Source organism: Bacillus sp. 05T22 (assembly GCF_056396765.1).
In genome coordinates, this window is record NZ_JBFTMC010000013.1 from 46,948 (window position 1) to 65,378 (window position 18,431).

Consider the following 18,431-nt stretch of genomic DNA (forward strand, 5'->3'; position numbering starts at 1 on the left):
AAAACTCCATATCAAGAGTACATTGCCAACAATCATTGCAAATTATGCATTTTTCATTTCTTCAATCTCTTGCCGCGACATTTGTTCTCGCCAAATGTTTGCACCAAGACCTTTAAGCTTGTCTACTATATTTTCATAACCTCGGTCAATATGTTCAAGCCCTGTCACTTCTGTAATCCCTTCAGCCATTAATCCTGCAATTACAAGTGCAGCACCTGCTCGTAAATCGCTCGCTTTTACCTTTGCTCCTTGCAAAGCAACAGGTCCTGTCACAATAGCAGAACGGCCTTCTACCTTAATTTGTGCATTCATCCGGCGCAATTCATCAATATGTTTAAAACGAGCACCGTAAATCGTATCCGTTACAACTCCCGTTCCATGCGCCTTTGTTAAAAGAGTTGTAAAAGGTTGCTGTAAATCGGTCGGAAATCCTGGATACACAAGTGTTTTTACATCAACAATCTTTAACTTACGATCCCCATTTACCGTAATTTGATCATCGTTCGTCTCAACTTGTACACCAGCTTCTCGTAATTTTGCAGTGATTGACTCTAAATGTTGCGGGATTACATTATCAACTGTTACTTCTCCACCAGACGCCGCTCCTAAAATCATGTACGTACCCGCTTCAATTCGGTCTGGAATAATAGAATGGTGACAGCCGTGCAGAGAATTCACACCATCAATACGAATCACATCTGTACCAGCACCTTTAATTCGTGCCCCCATACTTGTTAGTAATGTTGCTACATCAATAATTTCTGGTTCTTTCGCAGCGTTTTCAATCACCGTTCTACCTTTTGCACGCACAGCCGCTAGCATAATGTTAATCGTTGCTCCTACACTAACAACATCTAAATAAATACGAGCTCCTCGTAATTCATCCGCTCTTAAATAGATTGCACCTTGCTCATTTGTCACATGTGCACCTAATGCTTCAAATCCTTTAATGTGCTGATCAATTGGTCTTGGCCCTAAGTGACATCCACCAGGAAGCCCAATTACAGCTTTGTTAAAGCGGCCAAGCATAGCGCCCATCAAGTAATAAGAAGCACGTAATTTTTTTACCTTCCCGTTTGGCAAGGGCATAGCAACCATTTTGGAAGGATCAACTGTCATCTCTTCCTCCTGATTGTACGTTACAACTCCTCCAATTTCCTCTAATAGGTCTCCTAACATCTTCACATCTGAAATGTTAGGTACACCACCGATGGTCACTGGAGTATCAGCTAAAATGGTCGCTGGAATTAGGGCAACAGCACTGTTCTTTGCACCGCTCACGCGAATTGATCCGTTTAAAGGTCGTCCACCTTCAATCAGCAACTTTTCCATGTTGAGCTCCCTTCTTATGAATGTATTTATTTTCCTTAAGAATCTCATTTGTTCAGCATACTATCAAGAAAAACAAAAGAGTCAATCATTTTTGACTTTTCTCTTTCCTCAACTTAACAAGCAGTAAGCCCTCACCTTAAAATAGGTAGGCTTTAGGCGAGTAGATGAAGACTAACTGCCCGTCAAGCTATACTCGTCAATTCATCTTAGATACATGATAACGTTTATTAATAGAATCATTCACACCATTTTCCATTTTCACATTTCCTTACAGTTCATGTGAATAAATTGGCAATTCATTTAATCTTAAGACTTGTTCACGCTTTCATTATACAACGAAAGGAAACCGTCTAAAAGACTAGACGGTTTCCAAAACGGAATTTTATTCTTACGCTTTACCGTTAGAACCGAATTCACGAATTTTACCAATAACAGTTGCTTTGATAGCTTCGCGGCCAGGTCCGATAAATTTACGAGGATCGTAAGCTTCTAGGTCTTTGTTTAATACTTCGCGAACAGCTTTTGTAAACTCGATTTGGTTCTCAGTGTTTACGTTGATTTTTGAAGTACCTAAAGAAATAGATTTTACGATATCAGCAGTTGGGATACCAGTACCACCGTGAAGTACTAAAGGTACACCAGTAGCGTCACGAACTTCTTCCATTTCTTTGAATCCTAAGTTAGGCTCACCTTTGTAAGGACCATGTACAGAACCTAAAGCTGGAGCTAGGCAGTCGATACCAGTTGCTTCAACTAGGTGCTTACATTCTGCAGGATCAGCGTAGATAACGCCTTCAGCGATTACATCGTCTTCTTGTCCGCCAACTGTACCAAGCTCAGCTTCTACAGATACGTTACGAGCATGTGCGTATTCTACTACTTTTTTAGTAGTTTCAACGTTTTCTTCGAATGGGTGGTGAGAAGCATCGATCATTACAGATGTGAAACCTGCATCGATTGCTTCTTTACATTTTTCGAAGCTTGAACCATGGTCAAGGTGAATCGCTACAGGAACAGTGATGTTCATTTCTTCGATTAAAGCTTTAACCATAGCTACAACTGTTTTGAAACCAGTCATATGACGAGCTGCACCCTCAGATACACCTAAGATTACAGGAGATTTTTCTTCTTCCGCAGCAGCTAAGATAGCTTGAGTCCACTCTAAGTTGTTCATGTTGAATTGACCAACTGCGTATTTTCCTTCTAGTGCTGTGTTTAGCATTTCTTTCATGGAAACTAAAGGCATGGTAAATCCTCCTAAAAACGTTTTTTGTATCCGATAAATTCTTATCGCTGGTAGTATGACCAGAATAAGGTAAAATATGTATATTTATATACCGGACTTTTTTCTACACTCAATAGGATAACAACTTGTACTCAAAAACTCAACTGTATTCACCTGCTCATCAGTCCATGTAAACGCTTTTTTTCATATTTTTTATAAAAAATTCATTTTTAAGCCTCTACAGTGATTTCATTTCGTACCGCTTGGCGAATCTCATCAATATCAAACGGCTTAGCAAAGTGCATTAAAGCTCCTAAATCTTTCGCTTCTTGGATCATATCCAGCTCTCCATAAGCAGTCATTAAAATAACTTTAATATCTTCATTAATTTCTTTTACATGTTTTAAAATCTCTATACCATCCATACCTGGAATTTTCATATCTAAAATAACTAAATCTGGATTATCCTTTTTCACGATATCTAAAGCTTGAAATCCATTTGCTGCCTGGAACGTTTGATAACCTTCTTTTTGGAACACTTCATGCAACAACACACGAATGCCGTATTGATCATCAACGATTAAAATTTTCCCTTCCATAATCCCCAACCTTTCTGTATAAATACAAGATTAAAAGCTTCTTATATCTTACTCGATTTATTTTCGCTATTCTTTACCAAATTCCTTCCCATTCTTTCTTATTTTACCGCCTACTATTTTGTTATGCTACCTCTATTACTTCGCCTTTCTAAAAAAATAAGCTATAATGAAAGCCGCCTTAACACAATCGAAAGGAGTAATACAATGTTAAAAATTTTTTCTACTCAGCTGAGCGGCTATTTCACAAAGATTTCTCAAAAAGAAGAGATGAATATAGAAGATAGTGCCCGTCTACTTGCACAAGCGTTAGTTGGTGATGGCATCGTTTATTTACACGGTACAAACGAAATGGAAGGCGTTGTTTCGGAAGCATTGCACGGCGCAGAGCCACTAAAACAAGCAAAGCGCTTACTCGAAAATGGTAACCAAGCAGAGGTTACATCCGCAGACCGCGTACTTCTTATCAGTCGTTTTTCAACAGATAAAAACATCATTTCATTAGCGAAACAACTACAAGAAGAAGGACACCCCATTGTTGGTATTTCAGCTATCCAAAATGGCGAATCCTCACTAGAGCAGTTCACAGATGTACATATTGATACAAAATTGCTAAAAGGTTTAATCCCGGATGATGAAGGCAACCGTTACGGGTTCCCAAGTTTAATCTTATCTCTATTTGCTTATCACGGATTAAAATTTACAATTGATGAAATGATAAACGAATATGAGTAAAAGAAAAAGGCGTCCGAATTTGGACGCCTTTTTTATTACTTGCTTTCTTTATTCGTAATAGAAGCTTTTACGAAATCATGGAACAATTGTTGTGGACGGTTTGGACGAGATACAAGTTCTGGGTGGAACTGTGCTGCCACGAACCACGGATGATCCTGTAATTCAATGATCTCTACTAAACGACCATCTGGGCTTGTGCCAGAGAAAATAAATCCAGCGCCTTCCATGTCTTTACGGAATTCGTTGTTGAACTCATAACGATGACGATGACGCTCGTATACAACTGGTTCATTATACGCATTGTAAGCATTTGTTTCTGGAGTAAGCTTACATGGGTATAGACCAAGACGAAGTGTGCCACCTAAGTCTTCTACATCTTTTTGTTCTGGTAATAAGTCAATAATTGCATAAGGCGTGTCAGGATTAATTTCAGAAGAGTTAGCCCCTTCTAATCCTAATACGTTACGTGCAAATTCGATTGATGCAAGTTGCATTCCTAAGCAAATTCCTAAGAATGGAACTTTATTTTCACGTGCATATTGAATTGCAGCGATCTTCCCTTCTACACCACGATCGCCGAAGCCACCTGGTACAAGGATACCGTCTGTGTCGCCAACTAATTCTTTTACGTTTTCTGCTGTTACGTGCTCAGCATTTACCCATTTCACTTCTACATCTGTATCAAATGAATATCCTGCATGGCGAAGTGCTTCTACAACAGAAATGTATGCATCTTGAAGTTCTACATATTTACCAACAAGAGCGATTTTTGTTTTCTTAGATAGGTTACGTACTTTTTCAACTAATGCAGTCCACTCTGTCATATCTGCAGCTGGATTGTCTAGTTTTAAGTGATCGCAAACGATTTGGTCCATATTTTGCTCTTGAAGCGATAATGGAACCGCATATAACGTATCTGCATCGCGCGCTTCAATAACTGCTTTTGTATCGATGTCACAGAATAATGCTAGCTTATCTTTCATATCTTGAGAAACAGGCAATTCTGTACGAACAACGATAATATTCGGCTGAATACCTAAGCTACGAAGTTCTTTAACGCTATGTTGCGTTGGTTTTGTTTTCATTTCACCCGCTGCTTTTAAGTACGGGATTAATGTACAGTGAATGTACATTACGTTGTCACGACCAATATCGCTCTTAATTTGGCGAATTGCTTCTAGGAATGGTAGAGACTCGATGTCACCAACAGTTCCCCCGATTTCTGTAATAACAACGTCCGCATTTGTTTCGCGGCCTGAACGATATACACGCTCTTTAATTTCATTTGTAATGTGAGGAATAACTTGAACTGTTCCTCCTAAATATTCACCACGACGCTCTTTTTGAAGAACAGAAGAGTAAATTTTACCTGTTGTTACGTTGCTGTATTTGTTTAAGTTAATGTCAATGAAACGCTCATAGTGACCAAGGTCTAAGTCTGTTTCTGCGCCATCATCTGTTACGAATACCTCACCGTGTTGGTATGGGCTCATTGTCCCTGGGTCTACGTTAATGTATGGGTCAAACTTTTGGATTGTTACGTTTAAACCACGATTTTTTAAAAGTCTTCCAAGAGATGCTGCTGTAATCCCTTTCCCTAAAGAAGATACTACACCGCCTGTTACGAAAATATACTTAGTCATAAAAGTACTCCCTTCTACTTTGTTGTTATATAATCACCGTTGCAAAGCGCAACGTATGTAGATAACACCGTATCTATCTTATTGTTAGACTCTTTTTATTTTCTAAACAAAAAACAAAAAAGAAAATTGCTCCCCTCATCACAAAAAGTAATAAGTAGGGAGCAATTTTCTTTTATATTTAAACTTTAAAAGTATTATCGTCCTGTTTTAAAGAGCCCAAAAATGATTCTACATGGACGATAATGAAAAGTCAAGAACTACAGTTCTTCCTCTTCTTCTTCTGTTTCATCATACTCGAGTTCTTCGTCAGCGAATTCTTCCTCTTCATCATCTTCATCTAAATCATCAAGATCATCGTCTTCGTCAAGAACCTTGTCCAAATCTTCTACATCATCTTCTTCGTCGTCACCGTCGAAGTCGTCTTCGTCTTCTGCAATGTAGTCATCAAAATCTTCTTCCTCTTCAACCTTACGTTTTTTCTTAGGCTTTGGTTGAGGTAAGATTTCTTCATCGATTTGCTCGTATGGGTACCAACTACGTAGTCCCCAACGGTTTTCCCCTAAATTGATGAAACGTCCATCAATATTTAAATCTGTATAGAATTGTGCGATCTTCGCAGCAACTTGTTCTTGAGTTAGTCCCAGCACTTGAGCGATTTCTCGAACTAAATCATGGAATGACGTTGCCTGTCTTTTATCCTCTAAAACACTATGTACAACTTCAATCATGGATAATTCTTTTAGCTCTTCTGGTGAATATTTCTTAAAATCCACTTATGCGGCACTTCCTTTCTTAAAATATAATCCTATATATAACGGCCTGTTTAAAAAAATCCATACTATTCATTATAAACAAAACTCCAACAAATATGCTACAAAAAAAACGGGAAACTTTCACGAGCAATCGATAAAAGTGATTACAGACCATTATTTACAAGATTAACCTGTAGGGACTATATAAAGCGCGGCTATGAATACAAAAGCGGATTTCCTCTCATTTTCTCCTTCTGGTTTCACTCGGAATGGAGCTAAAAAAGGCACTGGTCGCTTCTATGCATGGCTAGATGCTCTCTCCCGCCTAAAAGAGGGGGGGTATATCGTTTTATTTCGGAAGCATATGCGCCCCATGTAATATATACCTAATCTGCATTTCTGTATATTCCTCTAACGTATAAAGTTTTTGCAGGGCCCAGCGTCTAAATCCCCACATTTGTCCTTGAATGAAAATATTATGAGCCAGCAGTTGAATTTCCTTTTTCGTTAATGTAAATGTGCCGTTTTCCGTGCACTGTTCTAAAATATTTTCAAACATTCCCACCATTTGAAACTCTTTTTCTAGCACATATGGTAGAGACTCTTTCGGTAAAAAACGAACTTCTTGATACATAATTAATACTTCTTCTTGCAACTCATCCATTACTTTAAAATAATTCGTAATGGCTACCCTTAAACTTTCAACGCTTCCTTTTTCCGTGCAAACCACTTCTTCTAATCGTTCTTTTACATGTTCGTAAATGCTATCGCATACTAAATACAATACGTCATCTTTCGTACGGATATATTCATAAAGTGTCCCAATACTAAATCCGGCTGCTTTTGCAATTTCCCTCGTCGTTGTCCGAGGAAATCCCTTTTTCTTAAAAAGCTGCACCGCTCCTTTAATCATCTGCTCGCGCCTTAGTGCAACCAATTTCTCATCCTTTACAGACGCATGCACATTGTGCTTAACCATCCTCTTCACCTCTCTCTACCATTTGGAAGGAAAAAGCGTAGGAAAATACCTACGCTTTTTCTCTTATTTCGTTAACATGCGAGAAATTACAAGCCTTTGAATCTCTTGTGTTCCCTCATAAATTTGCGTAATCTTTGCATCACGCATGAACCGTTCTACTGGGTAATCTTTCGTATAACCGTAACCACCAAATACTTGCACTGCTTCAGTCGTTACTTTCATCGCTGTATCCCCAGCAAACACCTTCGACATCGCTGATTCTTTTCCGTACGGAAGTCCTTCTGATTCTAGCCAAGCAGCTTGGTATGTTAATAGGCGTGCTGCCTCTACACTTGTCGCCATATCTGCTAATTTAAAACCAATTCCTTGCTGCGCAGCAATTGGCTTTCCAAACTGATGCCGTTCTCTTGCATACTCCACAGAAGCATCTAAAGCTCCTTGCGCAATACCAACAGCTTGCGCCGCAATCCCGTTACGACCACCGTCTAGCGTCTGCATTGCAATTTTGAACCCTTGTCCTTCTTCGCCAAGTAAATTTCCAGCAGGAATACGGCAGTCTTCAAACATGATTTCTGTTGTTGGTGAAGAGCGGATCCCAAGCTTGCTCTCTTTCTTACCAACTGAAAACCCTAGCACATCGCTTTCTACAATGAATGCACTTGTGCCGCGCTGCTTTGATTCTGGATCAGTCAATGCAAAGACAACGTAAATATCGGCAATGCCGCCATTTGTAATAAAAATCTTAGAACCATTTAAAATGTAGTGATCGCCATCTCGCTTCGCTGTCGTTCTCATTCCGCCTGCATCTGAACCAGAACCTGGCTCTGTTAAACCGTATGCACCAATTTTCTTCCCTTCCGCCATCGGGCGTAAAAACTTTTGTTTTTGTTCCTCTGTTCCAAATTTAAAAATGGGCCAACCAGCAAGCGAAGTATGAGCAGATAACGTGACACCTGTCGAAGCGCAAACACGAGATAACTCTTCTACAGCAATCACATACGCTAAGTAATCGCTTCCAATTCCGCCGTATTCTTCAGGCCATGGAATTCCTGTTAAACCAAGGTCCGCCATTTGGTCAAATAAAGCGCGGTCAAATCGTTCTTCTTCATCTCGCTCCGCTGCTGTCGGCGCCACTTCATTTCTCGCAAAATCTCGAACCATTTTTCGTATCATTTCATGCTCTTCCGATAATTTAAAATCCATGTTCCTTCCCCTCACTCTCTCTTCTCTTTATAACGCTCGGCTAATAACAAGCCGCTGTATTTCACTCGTTCCTTCATAAATCTCACAAATTTTTGCATCACGGAAAAATCGCTCAACTGGATAATCTTTCGTATAGCCGTAACCGCCAAATACTTGTACCGCTTCAATTGCGACATCCACCGCTGTTTTCGAAGCAAATAGCTTTGCGATAGATGCTTCCTTCCCGCAAGGAAGTCCCTGTGCCCTAAGCGATGCCGCTCTATATACAAGTAGCCTCGAAGCTTCTACGCTCGTAGCCATATCCGCCAGTTTAAAGCCCAGTCCTTGCTGCGCGGCAATTGGCTTTCCAAATTGCTGACGCTCCTTCGCATAATCCACTGCACATGCTAGCGCTGCCTCGGCGATGCCAAGTGCCTGTGCTCCAATACCAATGCGACCAACATCTAAATTCGCCATCGCTACTTTAAAACCTTGTCCTTCTTCACCAAGCAAGTTTTCTACTGGTACTTTCATATCTTCAAATGTTAATTGCACTGTACGAGAACCAAGCAGTCCCATCTTATGTTCGTCTTTTCCAACGATTAAGCCTGGTGTATCTTTCTCTACAATAAACGCAGAAATTCCGCTCTTCCCTGCATCTGGATTCGTAGAAGCAAACACGATATATGTATCCGCCTCGCCACCGTTTGTAATAAATACTTTTGAACCGTTAATGACATAGTGATCACCTTGCTTTACGGCTCTTGATTTTAAGCTACCTGCATCTGATCCCGCATTTGGCTCAGTTAAAGCAAATGCACCTAAATATTCACCCGTCGCTAGTTTAGAAACATATTTTTGCTTTTGTTCTTCTGTTCCAAAATATAAAATTGGGTTTGTTCCAACCGATGTGTGTACCGCCAAAATAACACCAATTGTCGCGCTCACCTTTGATAATTCCTCAATAGCTAAAATGTAAGAAATGAAATCCATTTCCGCACCGCCATATTTTGCTGGTGCTGGAATCCCCATAAGTCCAAGCTCACCCATTTTCTTCAAAATCTCTCTAGGAAACACCCCTTGTTCCATCTCTGGAACAAAGGGAGCGATTTCCTTTTGTGCAAAATCTCGAACCATTTTCCTCATCATCTGCTGCTCTTCTGTAAAACGAAAATTCATATGCCCCGCCCCCATTTGCGATATATCTTTTTTCAACCACCTGGTAAGACCACTACTTTGTAAAAAAGAGGGAGACCTACCCTTGCTTTCTATTCGTATACGTAGAAACCACGACCTGTTTTTCGACCTAACCAACCAGCATTCACATATTTACGTAATAACGGACATGGGCGATACTTACTATCTCCTAGTCCTTCATGCAGAACCTCCATAATGTACAAACACGTATCTAGACCAATAAAATCTGCTAATGTTAATGGCCCCATTGGATGATTCATACCGAGCTTCATCACTTCATCAATTGCTTCTTTTGTTGCGACGCCTTCATATAGCGTATAAATCGCTTCATTAATCATCGGTAATAAAATACGGTTGGAAACAAATCCAGGGAAATCATTTACTTCAACTGGTACTTTTCCGATTTTCTTTGTAATGTCTTCGATTGTTTCGTATACTGCATCATCTGTTGCAAGACCCCGAATGATTTCAACAAGCTTCATAACCGGAACTGGATTCATAAAGTGCATCCCAATTACTTTCTCTGGTCTTTTCGTTACCGCTGCAATTTCTGTAATTGGTAAAGACGATGTATTTGTCGCCAAAATCGCATGTTCTGGTGCAATTTCATCTAAATTCGCGAAAATTTTCTTTTTAATATCCATTTTCTCAACGGCTGCCTCAATAACAAGATCTGCTTCTTTTACACAATTTAATTCAAGCGTCGCTGTAAGACGATTTAAAGTTGCTTCCTTTGACTCTTCATCCATGCGTCCTTTTTCTACTTGGCGTGCTAAGTTTTTTGTAATAATGGATAATCCCCGATCTAATTGCTCTTGTTTCAAATCCTGCATATATACGTCATATCCTGCCATCGCACATACTTGTGCAATACCTGAACCCATTTGCCCCGCACCGATTACAACAATTTTTTGTACACTCATTTTTTCTCCCCCTTTTTATTAATGAACTTCAATCATAATCGCGTCGCCTTGACCACCGCCGCTGCAAATCGATGCAATTCCAATGCCGCCGCGCTGCTTCAGTGCATGAATAAGCGTTACAATAATCCGTGCCCCGCTTGCCCCAATTGGATGTCCCATCGCAACCGCGCCACCGTTTACGTTAATTTTTTCCGGATCAATTCCTGCAATATTTGCACTCGCAATTGCAACTGCTGCAAAGGCTTCGTTAATCTCAAATAAGTCAATCTCATCCACTGTCTTACCTGTTTTCTTCAAAAGCTCATTAATCGCATAGCCTGGCGTTCTTGGGAAATCTTTCGCTTCTACCGCAATTGCTGTATGTGCTAAAATCGTCGCTAACGGTTTTCTTCCTTCTTGCTGCGCTCTGTCCTCGCTCATTAATACAAGCGCCGCGCCGCCATCATTTAACCCTGGTGCATTTCCAGCCGTTACTGCCGCTGTTTTATCAAATACAGGCTTTAGCTTTGCTAGCTTTTCAACTGTTGTATCTTCGCGCGGCGCTTCATCTTTTGTAACAACAATCGGCTCACCTTTTCGCTGCGGTACAGAGACTGGTACGATTTCCTCTTCAAATCGACCTTCCTTCTGCGCAGAAACTGCACGCTGATGACTGCGATATGCCCATTCATCTTGCACTTCGCGAGAGATTCCGTCCTCCTTCGCGACTTCTCCGCCATACACACCCATATGTACGCCAGAAAATGAACACGTTAAGCCATCTACTACATTTAGATCGGCAACTTGATTATGTCCCATCCGGTATCCCCATCGTGCACCTTGTAAAATATAAGGACTATTGCTCATCGATTCCATTCCGCCTGCTACAATAAGCGTTTGATCTCCAGTACGAATAATTTGATCAGCCATTGTTACAGCACGAAGACCAGATGCACAAACTTTATTCACTGTTTCTGTACGAGTTTCCCAAGGAAGTCCAGCTTCTCTCGCCGCTTGGCGCGAAGGAATTTGCCCCTGCCCTCCTTGAATCACCGCTCCGAATATAACTTCTTCAACATCATTTGCAGCAACATCCGCTCGCTCAAGCGCAGCTTTAATCGCAATTCCTCCAAGTTCCGTTGCTTTTACATCCTTTAAAGATCCCCCAAACTTTCCAACCGGTGTTCTTGCAGCACTTAAAATAACTGTTCTTACCACGTTTATTTCCCCCATTTCTTTTTTTCGGCGCTGAGCGCCCGCTCGATACTCCTACGCTGAGAAGAGGTGCAAATCTTGCACCTCTTTCTAAAGTTGTATGGATTCTTACGTATTACATAACTTCTTTTTTAAACCCAATTACAGAGCGTTCTAAAATCTCTGTTACATCAAGTGTCTGAACTTGCTCTTCTACTTCTTTTGCTTTCGTACCGTCACTAATCATCGTTAGGCAGTACGGGCATCCCGTACCAATGATTGACGGTTTCACAGCAAGTGCTTGCTCTGTACGTGCAACGTTAATGCGCGAACCTGTTGTTTCTTCCATCCACATAAGTCCGCCGCCTGCGCCGCAGCACATGCCTGTTTCACGATTACGCTCCATTTCAACAACTTTCACACCTGGAATTGCTTTTAAAATACTGCGCGGTGCTTCATATACTTCGTTGTATCTTCCTAAATAACAGGAGTCATGATACGTAATTGTCTCTTCAATACGGTGAACCGGCTCTAATCGCCCTTCTTTCACCCACTGTGCTAATAATTCTGTATGGTGATAGACTTCTGCTTGTAGGCCAAAGTCTGGATACTCATTTTTAAATGTGTTATAGGCATGCGGATCAATCGTAACGATTTTCTTCACGCCTGCTTTTTCAAATTCTTCAATGTTCTTTGTGGCCATCTCTTGGAATACAAATTCGTTTCCAAGGCGGCGCGGCGTATCTCCCGAGTTCTTTTCTTTATTACCAAGAATCGCAAAGGAAATGCCCGCTTTATTCATCAGCTTCGCAAATGATATTGCAATTTTCTGACTGCGGTTATCATAAGATCCCATTGAGCCTACCCAGAATAAATATTCGAACTCTTCGCCAGTCTTTGTTTTCTCTTTCACTGTTGGAACGGTTACTTCATCATCGCCTTGGCGCCACGTTTCACGCTCTTTACGGTTCAGCCCCCACGGATTCCCTTGGCGCTCAATATTTGTCATCGCACGCTGCGCTTCTGGATCCATTTTTCCTTCTGTTAAAACGAGATAACGACGTAAATCAATAACTTTGTCAACGTGTTCATTCATAACTGGACATTGATCTTCACAATTGCGGCACGTTGTACATGCCCAAATCTCTTCTTCTGTAATGACGTCTCCGATTAAACTTGGATCATAAGCAAGTGCTGTAGCAGCCGATTCTTGTTGCCCTTGCCCCGCTGCCATCATCGCTAACTGATTTCCTTGTGTATTGTTAAACGCAACCGCCGGAACCCATGGGGCCCGTGATGTTACCGCTGCCCCCTTATCCGTTAAGTGATCGCGAAGTTTTAAAATTAAATCCATTGGTGACAACATTTTGCCCGTTCCTGTTGCCGGGCACATATTTGTACAGCGCCCGCACTCTACACAAGCGTATAAATCAATAAGCTGCGTCTGTTTGAAATCCTCAATTTTCCCAACGCCGAATGTTTCTTGTGTCTCATCTTCAAAATTAATTTTTTCAAGTTTCCCTGGATTAGAAAGGCGAGTAAAGAATACATTAGCAGGTCCGGCAATTAAATGTGCGTGTTTTGATTGTGGTACATAAACTAAAAACGTTAACAAAATAAGTAGATGCACCCACCAAGAGAAATAGAACACAGAAATGGCTGCGGTTTCATTTATTCCTGAGAAAACGTAAGCGATTCCAGAAGCGATTGGTTCGCTCCACGAAAGCTCTTCGCCGTGCCATATAATGCCCATTCCGTTACCAAGTAGTACAGAAAGCATTAAGCCTCCGATAAAAATAAGAACAAGGCCTGATTTAAAATTACGTTTTAAACGAACAAGTTTTTCAACGTATCTTCTATGAAAAGCCCAAAAAACTGCGATTAAAATCATAAGTGTGATAATTTCCTGGAAGAATGTAAATGCAGGGTATAGTGGTCCAAGTGGAAGATGTGATCCTGGTGCTAATCCTTTCCAAACGAAGTCAATTGCTCCAAATTGGACAAGAATAAATCCGTAAAAAAACATAACGTGCATGATACCGCTTTTTTTATCTTTCAGCAATTTTTTTTGACCGAAAACGTTAACCTTAAGAATATCCCACCTCTCTTTAAAGCGGCGATCAAATTCTACTTTTTTTCCTAATTGTATGTAGGCCATCCTTGTTCGTATCAAATATACAAACAAATATCCAGCATAAGCAATAACAGCAATGGCAGCCAGCCAATTAATGATCAGTAAACTATTCATTTTTATGATACCCCTCTCTTTGTAAGCCCTCTTTCTTTTAGAATCTTCGAAAATAAATAATTTTCTGAATTATATCTCCTATCCCCATTATATAATGAGTGAGCATTCAGTCAACAGTTTTTTGTTATACAACACAACATTTTTTCATAAAGCTGTTTATTTAGGTGAAACTATAAGAATGAATTCTCAGGAGGTAATTTGATAATGGTCTTTTTATCTCTCTTACTAATATGCTTAGTCATATGGGTCTCACTCGACTTTTTACTTGGAAGAAAACATCATTTAAAAAAAATAAAGTCCCGCCCTTTTCCCTTACGACGTAGCAATTTTAAATTGTATACATGGGGAACAAATTTATACAATGATTTATTTCTGGATATAAAAGGGGCAAAGCATCATATACATATTTTATTTTTCATTGTCAAAAATGATGAAATTAGTCAAACCTTTTTACGGCTTCTCACTGAAAAAGCCAAACAAGGTATAGAAGTACGTCTCCTTCTCGATCGTATAGGAAGCCATCATTTATCAGATGAAGCCATTCGCTCACTCAGGCAACATGGTGTATCTTTTTCATATTGTCATAAAATCAAGATCCCTTTTCTCTTTTTTTCTGCAAACCAAAGAAATCATAGAAAAATTACGATTATCGATGGGAAAATTGGTTATATTGGAGGTTTCAACATTGGAGAAGAATATTTAGGGCATGATCCTGAATTGGGCCTTTGGCGTGATTATCATTTACGCCTGACTGGCGAAGGCGTACAAGATTTACAAAAACAATTTTTGCACGATTGGCGCGATGATACAAATGAAGATTTATTAGAAGAAGCATCATTTTTTCCTAAACAGATGCCAGGACCTATGCTACACCGCTTTATCCCAACAGACGGTGCCTATTTACAGGAAACATTTGTATCACTTATTGAAAGTGCAAAAGAGGAATTATATATTGGGACACCCTATTTCATTCCGGGAAAAATAGTAATGAATGCATTATTACAAGCAAAAAAACGAGGTGTTCGCATTACGATTCTCGTTCCTAAAAAAGCAGATCACCCACTCGTTCGCGAAGCTAAATTACCATACTGCCGGAAATTGATGAGGGCAGGGTGTAATATTTATGAATTTCAACAAGGATTTTTTCACGCGAAAATTATTATGGTAGATAATCATATTTGTGATATCGGAACAGCTAATTTTGATATGAGAAGTATATACATCAATCATGAAATAAATTGTCTCCTATATGATCGGGCTTTTATACAAGAAATTAAGGTGCACATTAGCAAAGATATAGAGGGATCTACATTGCTTACTTGGAAAGATGTTTCCTCTCTCTCCCTTGTCGATAAAGGAAAAGAATGGATTGGGACGTTACTAGCGTTTTTCTTATGAAATGAAACTTTTATAATTAAATAATAAATAACGGGGGTAGGACAGATGATTATGCGCTTTGGGTATGTCTCACATGCAGTCGCTTTGTGGGACTGCTCCCCTGCTAAAACAATGACATTTACAACGTGGAAAAAGCTTGGTAAACAGGAACGAGAAGAAAAATTATATAATATTACAATGCAAAACCTTATGCATACATTACGTATCCTGCATTACAATATCGCACATGAAATTCCATTATACCGATTATCATCTTCTATCGTCCCACTCGCAACCCATCCTGAAGTTGATTTTGATTATATCGATATATTTACACCCTTTTGGCGTAAGATGGGGAAATTAATTCGAGAGCATAACTTACGAGTCAGCTTTCATCCAAATCAGTTCACATTATTTACAAGTGAAAAACCTCATATTACAGACAATGCGATCCTAGATATGACGTATCACTATAACGTATTAGATGCAATGGGATTAGCAGACTCTTCCTACATTAATATCCATATTGGGGGTGCATATGGCAACAAAGAGAAAGCTTTACTGCGCTTTCATGAAAACTTAAAAAAACTCCCCCCTCATATCAAGCAGCAAATGACACTTGAAAATGATGATAAAACATATACAGCTTCTGAAACATTAGCTGTTTGTGAGCAAGAAAGAATCCCTTTTGTATTTGATTATCATCATCACATGGCAAATCTTTGTGATGAACCGTTAGAGGACCTACTACCTGCTATTTTCGAAACATGGAATCATACAAATACCATCCCTAAGATTCATATTTCTTCACCAAAATCGGAGAAGGAATTCAGGGCCCACGCTAATTATATTGATGCTACATTTATAAAACCCTTTTTACACGTCACGAGAGAACTAAATCAAGATTTCGATATTATGATTGAGAGCAAGCAAAAAGATTTAGCTCTTTTTCAATTATTAGATGAGCTCGCTTCTATAAGAGGAGTGAGACGAATAAGCGGTGCAGCGTTACAATGGTAATTGTAACGTTTTTTCATGATGCCATTCTCTTCGGGGTGATATTATTAAAATATAGTATTTTGCTAAGGGCGTTGAAACGCATGAACAATGGTCATTTTTATATAAGCAAAATTGTGACCAGATTCACGTTTTTTAGTTAGCAAGCTTATTAATTTATTACAGAAGCGGCTCCTTAACATAAACATTTACTTAATAAAAAATAAAGAACCCATACCCTGGGTTCTTTATTTTCATCTTAGTATTCAAATGGCAAATCAGAAGCTAACTGTACTTCTTGATCATTATGAGTTATTGTATGACTTTCCTCTACTAATTTATCTCCAAAAGAAATACCCCATACCATCGCTAACGTCAACATACTACCGATAAGTAGCTTTTTCATATTCCATCACCTACATGCTTTTCTTTCAATATATCATGAAAATTTATCCATTCTATATGCAATTATGCATATCCATTAATATCCATACCTTAATTCTATCTACTTTTATAAAACACTCATTTTTATCCCTATTAATAAGCCTCTTACCGAGAAAAGCATTACTTTAATTTTTTTAAAAGTGTATCTTTATACTCATGCAGTTCTAATAAATCAAAGAAGAACAGCGCTTTTTCATAAGCTTCCTGAATGTCTTCCTGTGCATTTCCTAACCTTTCAAGACATTCACCTTTTTGATATTGCAATTGTCCAATAAATGACATGCTATTAATACGGCAAGAGATTTTAATTGCCTTTATAACCTGGTAAAGCGCCTCTTCATACCGCTCATCTAAATACAGTGCTTTTGCATGGTTATATCTAACCTTCACAGCAAATTCTTCATTGCTATGTAGAGATTCCAATTGTTTTAAAATACCTTCAAACAACTCAATACTTTTTTTGAAATATCCATTTTCTGCATAAATGTTTGCTATAGCATTTTCTATATATAAATTTTGAAATACATCAATTCCTGCTAATTCTTGATTGAGTAATTTTTTTAGTTCTAAAATACAATATTCATAATTTATCTTTTTTAACATATATGCTGCTAAATAATACTGCCATTGAAGAAATTGTTGAAATTCTGGATGATACTCATCTTTTTTGAGCTCCTCCCAGGTTTTATTATAAATTTCTTTATACTTCTTTTGTTTGCAAAGTACTATAATATGATCTTTAAACTGTTTCTTTCTTTCAATATCAGAATAAATGAGCACTTCATAAAAATGAATGATGGGAACTCTTAGCTTTGCTGCAATTCCTTGGAGTATATCCATACTTGGATATACTGAACCTGCTTCAATTCTGCTCACTTCTGATTGATGACATATATTATCAGATAACTGTTTTTGTGTTAAACCTCTTAACATTCTAATTTTCTTTATTTCCGCTCCCAGCTTTGCTGCGTGCATAATTGTTCACCATCCCATTACAGAAATCTAACTTCCGAAGTTGTCATACCACTACAATACCGGTTTTTGACAATTTTTGACATGAAACATTGCATAATATGTATCATTTAGCAAACCTTTCTTGTAAATCATCTTATACAAATACAATACTCGTAGTGTTAGAGATGAATGATAGAAAAGTTGCTAGTGTATTCCTTGTTTTTGGTCTACTCTATCCTTTATCAATGGAAGCAATTCTCGTGCCCCAGAAATTGATAAAAGTGAAGCGAACGTTGAAGTTGCTCAACCTAGTTTCATAATTAGTACATAAACTGAACCACAAAACGTCACAGTGGGAAATATCGCTAAAAATACTTAAAAGTTGAAGTACAAGAGGTTAACGCGTAACAAAAACAAGTTACCACTGAAAAAATGTTGATTTTCAACCTACAAACAAAAAGGCAAAAGAAAATCAAGCCGAAGTACGTCTTTCCCAAACATATAAAAATAACAAAATATATGGTCAAGACATCATTGTTAAAATAGATAAGCATGAGGCAATTAAGACTATTAGTGGTAAAGTTGCCCAAAATCTAGAACAGCAACCTAATCTTACTATACCAAATTTTTTGTCGAAAAACGAAGTAAAATCTGTATTACGCAATATTCCAACAC

15 protein-coding genes and 2 pseudogenes are annotated in these 18,431 nt (G+C 38.8%); 4 read left to right on the forward strand and 13 right to left on the reverse strand.

What is annotated here, in order from left to right:
• Window positions 1–42: 42 nt before the first annotated feature.
• The 3 genes from murA to spo0F form a co-directional block, all read right to left on the reverse strand.
• Window positions 43–1,332 (reverse strand): UDP-N-acetylglucosamine 1-carboxyvinyltransferase, encoded by a 1,290-nt coding sequence (murA, locus tag AC1DIT_RS07065; RefSeq protein WP_016112699.1) that lies wholly within the window; start codon window positions 1,330–1,332, stop codon window positions 43–45.
• 388 nt (window positions 1,333–1,720) lie between these two features.
• On the reverse strand, window positions 1,721–2,578 hold the full coding sequence (locus AC1DIT_RS07070; RefSeq protein WP_016112700.1) for a class II fructose-bisphosphate aldolase: 858 nt from the start codon (window positions 2,576–2,578) through the stop codon (window positions 1,721–1,723).
• A gap of 209 nt (window positions 2,579–2,787) precedes the next feature.
• Entirely contained in the window at window positions 2,788–3,156 is a 369-nt protein-coding gene (gene spo0F / locus AC1DIT_RS07075) for a sporulation initiation phosphotransferase Spo0F (protein WP_016112701.1), read from the reverse strand.
• Window positions 3,157–3,360: 204 nt separating this feature from the next.
• Between spo0F and AC1DIT_RS07080 the strand changes: the two genes are divergently transcribed.
• Window positions 3,361–3,888 (forward strand): DUF2529 domain-containing protein, encoded by a 528-nt coding sequence (locus AC1DIT_RS07080; protein WP_016112702.1) that lies wholly within the window; start codon window positions 3,361–3,363, stop codon window positions 3,886–3,888.
• A gap of 35 nt (window positions 3,889–3,923) precedes the next feature.
• Here the strand turns inward: AC1DIT_RS07080 and pyrG are convergent, their stop codons facing one another.
• The 8 genes and pseudogenes from pyrG to AC1DIT_RS07120 all read right to left on the reverse strand — a co-directional run bounded on the left by pyrG (window position 3,924) and on the right by AC1DIT_RS07120 (window position 13,985).
• On the reverse strand, window positions 3,924–5,531 hold the full coding sequence (pyrG, locus tag AC1DIT_RS07085; RefSeq protein ID WP_016112703.1) for a CTP synthase: 1,608 nt from the start codon (window positions 5,529–5,531) through the stop codon (window positions 3,924–3,926).
• Window positions 5,532–5,788: 257 nt separating this feature from the next.
• Complete coding sequence (rpoE, locus tag AC1DIT_RS07090) at window positions 5,789–6,304, reverse strand: DNA-directed RNA polymerase subunit delta (RefSeq protein WP_016112704.1); 516 nt, start codon at window positions 6,302–6,304, stop codon at window positions 5,789–5,791.
• 328 nt (window positions 6,305–6,632) lie between these two features.
• Complete coding sequence (locus AC1DIT_RS07095) at window positions 6,633–7,262, reverse strand: TetR/AcrR family transcriptional regulator (RefSeq protein ID WP_016112705.1); 630 nt, start codon at window positions 7,260–7,262, stop codon at window positions 6,633–6,635.
• Window positions 7,263–7,325: 63 nt separating this feature from the next.
• Window positions 7,326–8,465: an acyl-CoA dehydrogenase AcdA gene (gene acdA, locus AC1DIT_RS07100; RefSeq protein ID WP_016112706.1), complete on the reverse strand. Its 1,140-nt coding sequence runs from the start codon at window positions 8,463–8,465 to the stop codon at window positions 7,326–7,328.
• A 27-nt stretch (window positions 8,466–8,492) separates the two neighbouring features.
• On the reverse strand, window positions 8,493–9,623 hold the full coding sequence (locus AC1DIT_RS07105; protein WP_016112707.1) for an acyl-CoA dehydrogenase: 1,131 nt from the start codon (window positions 9,621–9,623) through the stop codon (window positions 8,493–8,495).
• Window positions 9,624–9,712: 89 nt separating this feature from the next.
• Window positions 9,713–10,564, reverse strand: coding sequence for a 3-hydroxybutyryl-CoA dehydrogenase (locus tag AC1DIT_RS07110; protein WP_006096674.1), 852 nt, complete (start codon window positions 10,562–10,564; stop codon window positions 9,713–9,715).
• 18 nt (window positions 10,565–10,582) lie between these two features.
• Window positions 10,583–11,864, reverse strand: a pseudogene (locus AC1DIT_RS07115) (acetyl-CoA C-acetyltransferase).
• Window positions 11,865–11,873: 9 nt separating this feature from the next.
• Window positions 11,874–13,985, reverse strand: a complete 2,112-nt coding sequence (locus tag AC1DIT_RS07120; RefSeq protein ID WP_016132461.1) for a (Fe-S)-binding protein — start codon at window positions 13,983–13,985, stop codon at window positions 11,874–11,876.
• Between the two features lie 204 nt (window positions 13,986–14,189).
• Here AC1DIT_RS07120 and cls point away from each other — a divergent pair, with 204 nt between their 5' ends.
• Both cls and uvsE read left to right on the forward strand, forming a co-directional pair.
• Entirely contained in the window at window positions 14,190–15,383 is a 1,194-nt protein-coding gene (gene cls / locus AC1DIT_RS07125; RefSeq protein ID WP_016112710.1) for a cardiolipin synthase, read from the forward strand.
• 45 nt (window positions 15,384–15,428) lie between these two features.
• Entirely contained in the window at window positions 15,429–16,382 is a 954-nt protein-coding gene (gene uvsE / locus AC1DIT_RS07130; protein WP_016112711.1) for a UV DNA damage repair endonuclease UvsE, read from the forward strand.
• A 235-nt stretch (window positions 16,383–16,617) separates the two neighbouring features.
• Here the strand turns inward: uvsE and AC1DIT_RS07135 are convergent, their stop codons facing one another.
• Both AC1DIT_RS07135 and AC1DIT_RS07140 read right to left on the reverse strand, forming a co-directional pair.
• Window positions 16,618–16,764 (reverse strand): quorum-sensing peptide PapR, encoded by a 147-nt coding sequence (locus AC1DIT_RS07135; RefSeq protein WP_016112712.1) that lies wholly within the window; start codon window positions 16,762–16,764, stop codon window positions 16,618–16,620.
• Window positions 16,765–16,922: 158 nt separating this feature from the next.
• The gene (locus tag AC1DIT_RS07140) at window positions 16,923–17,777 is read right to left on the reverse strand and encodes a helix-turn-helix domain-containing protein (protein ID WP_016112713.1); all 855 of its coding nucleotides are present in this window, start codon (window positions 17,775–17,777) and stop codon (window positions 16,923–16,925) included.
• A 164-nt stretch (window positions 17,778–17,941) separates the two neighbouring features.
• Between AC1DIT_RS07140 and AC1DIT_RS07145 the strand changes: the two are divergent.
• Window positions 17,942–18,431 (forward strand): annotated as a pseudogene (locus AC1DIT_RS07145) (M4 family metallopeptidase); the annotation flags it as partial.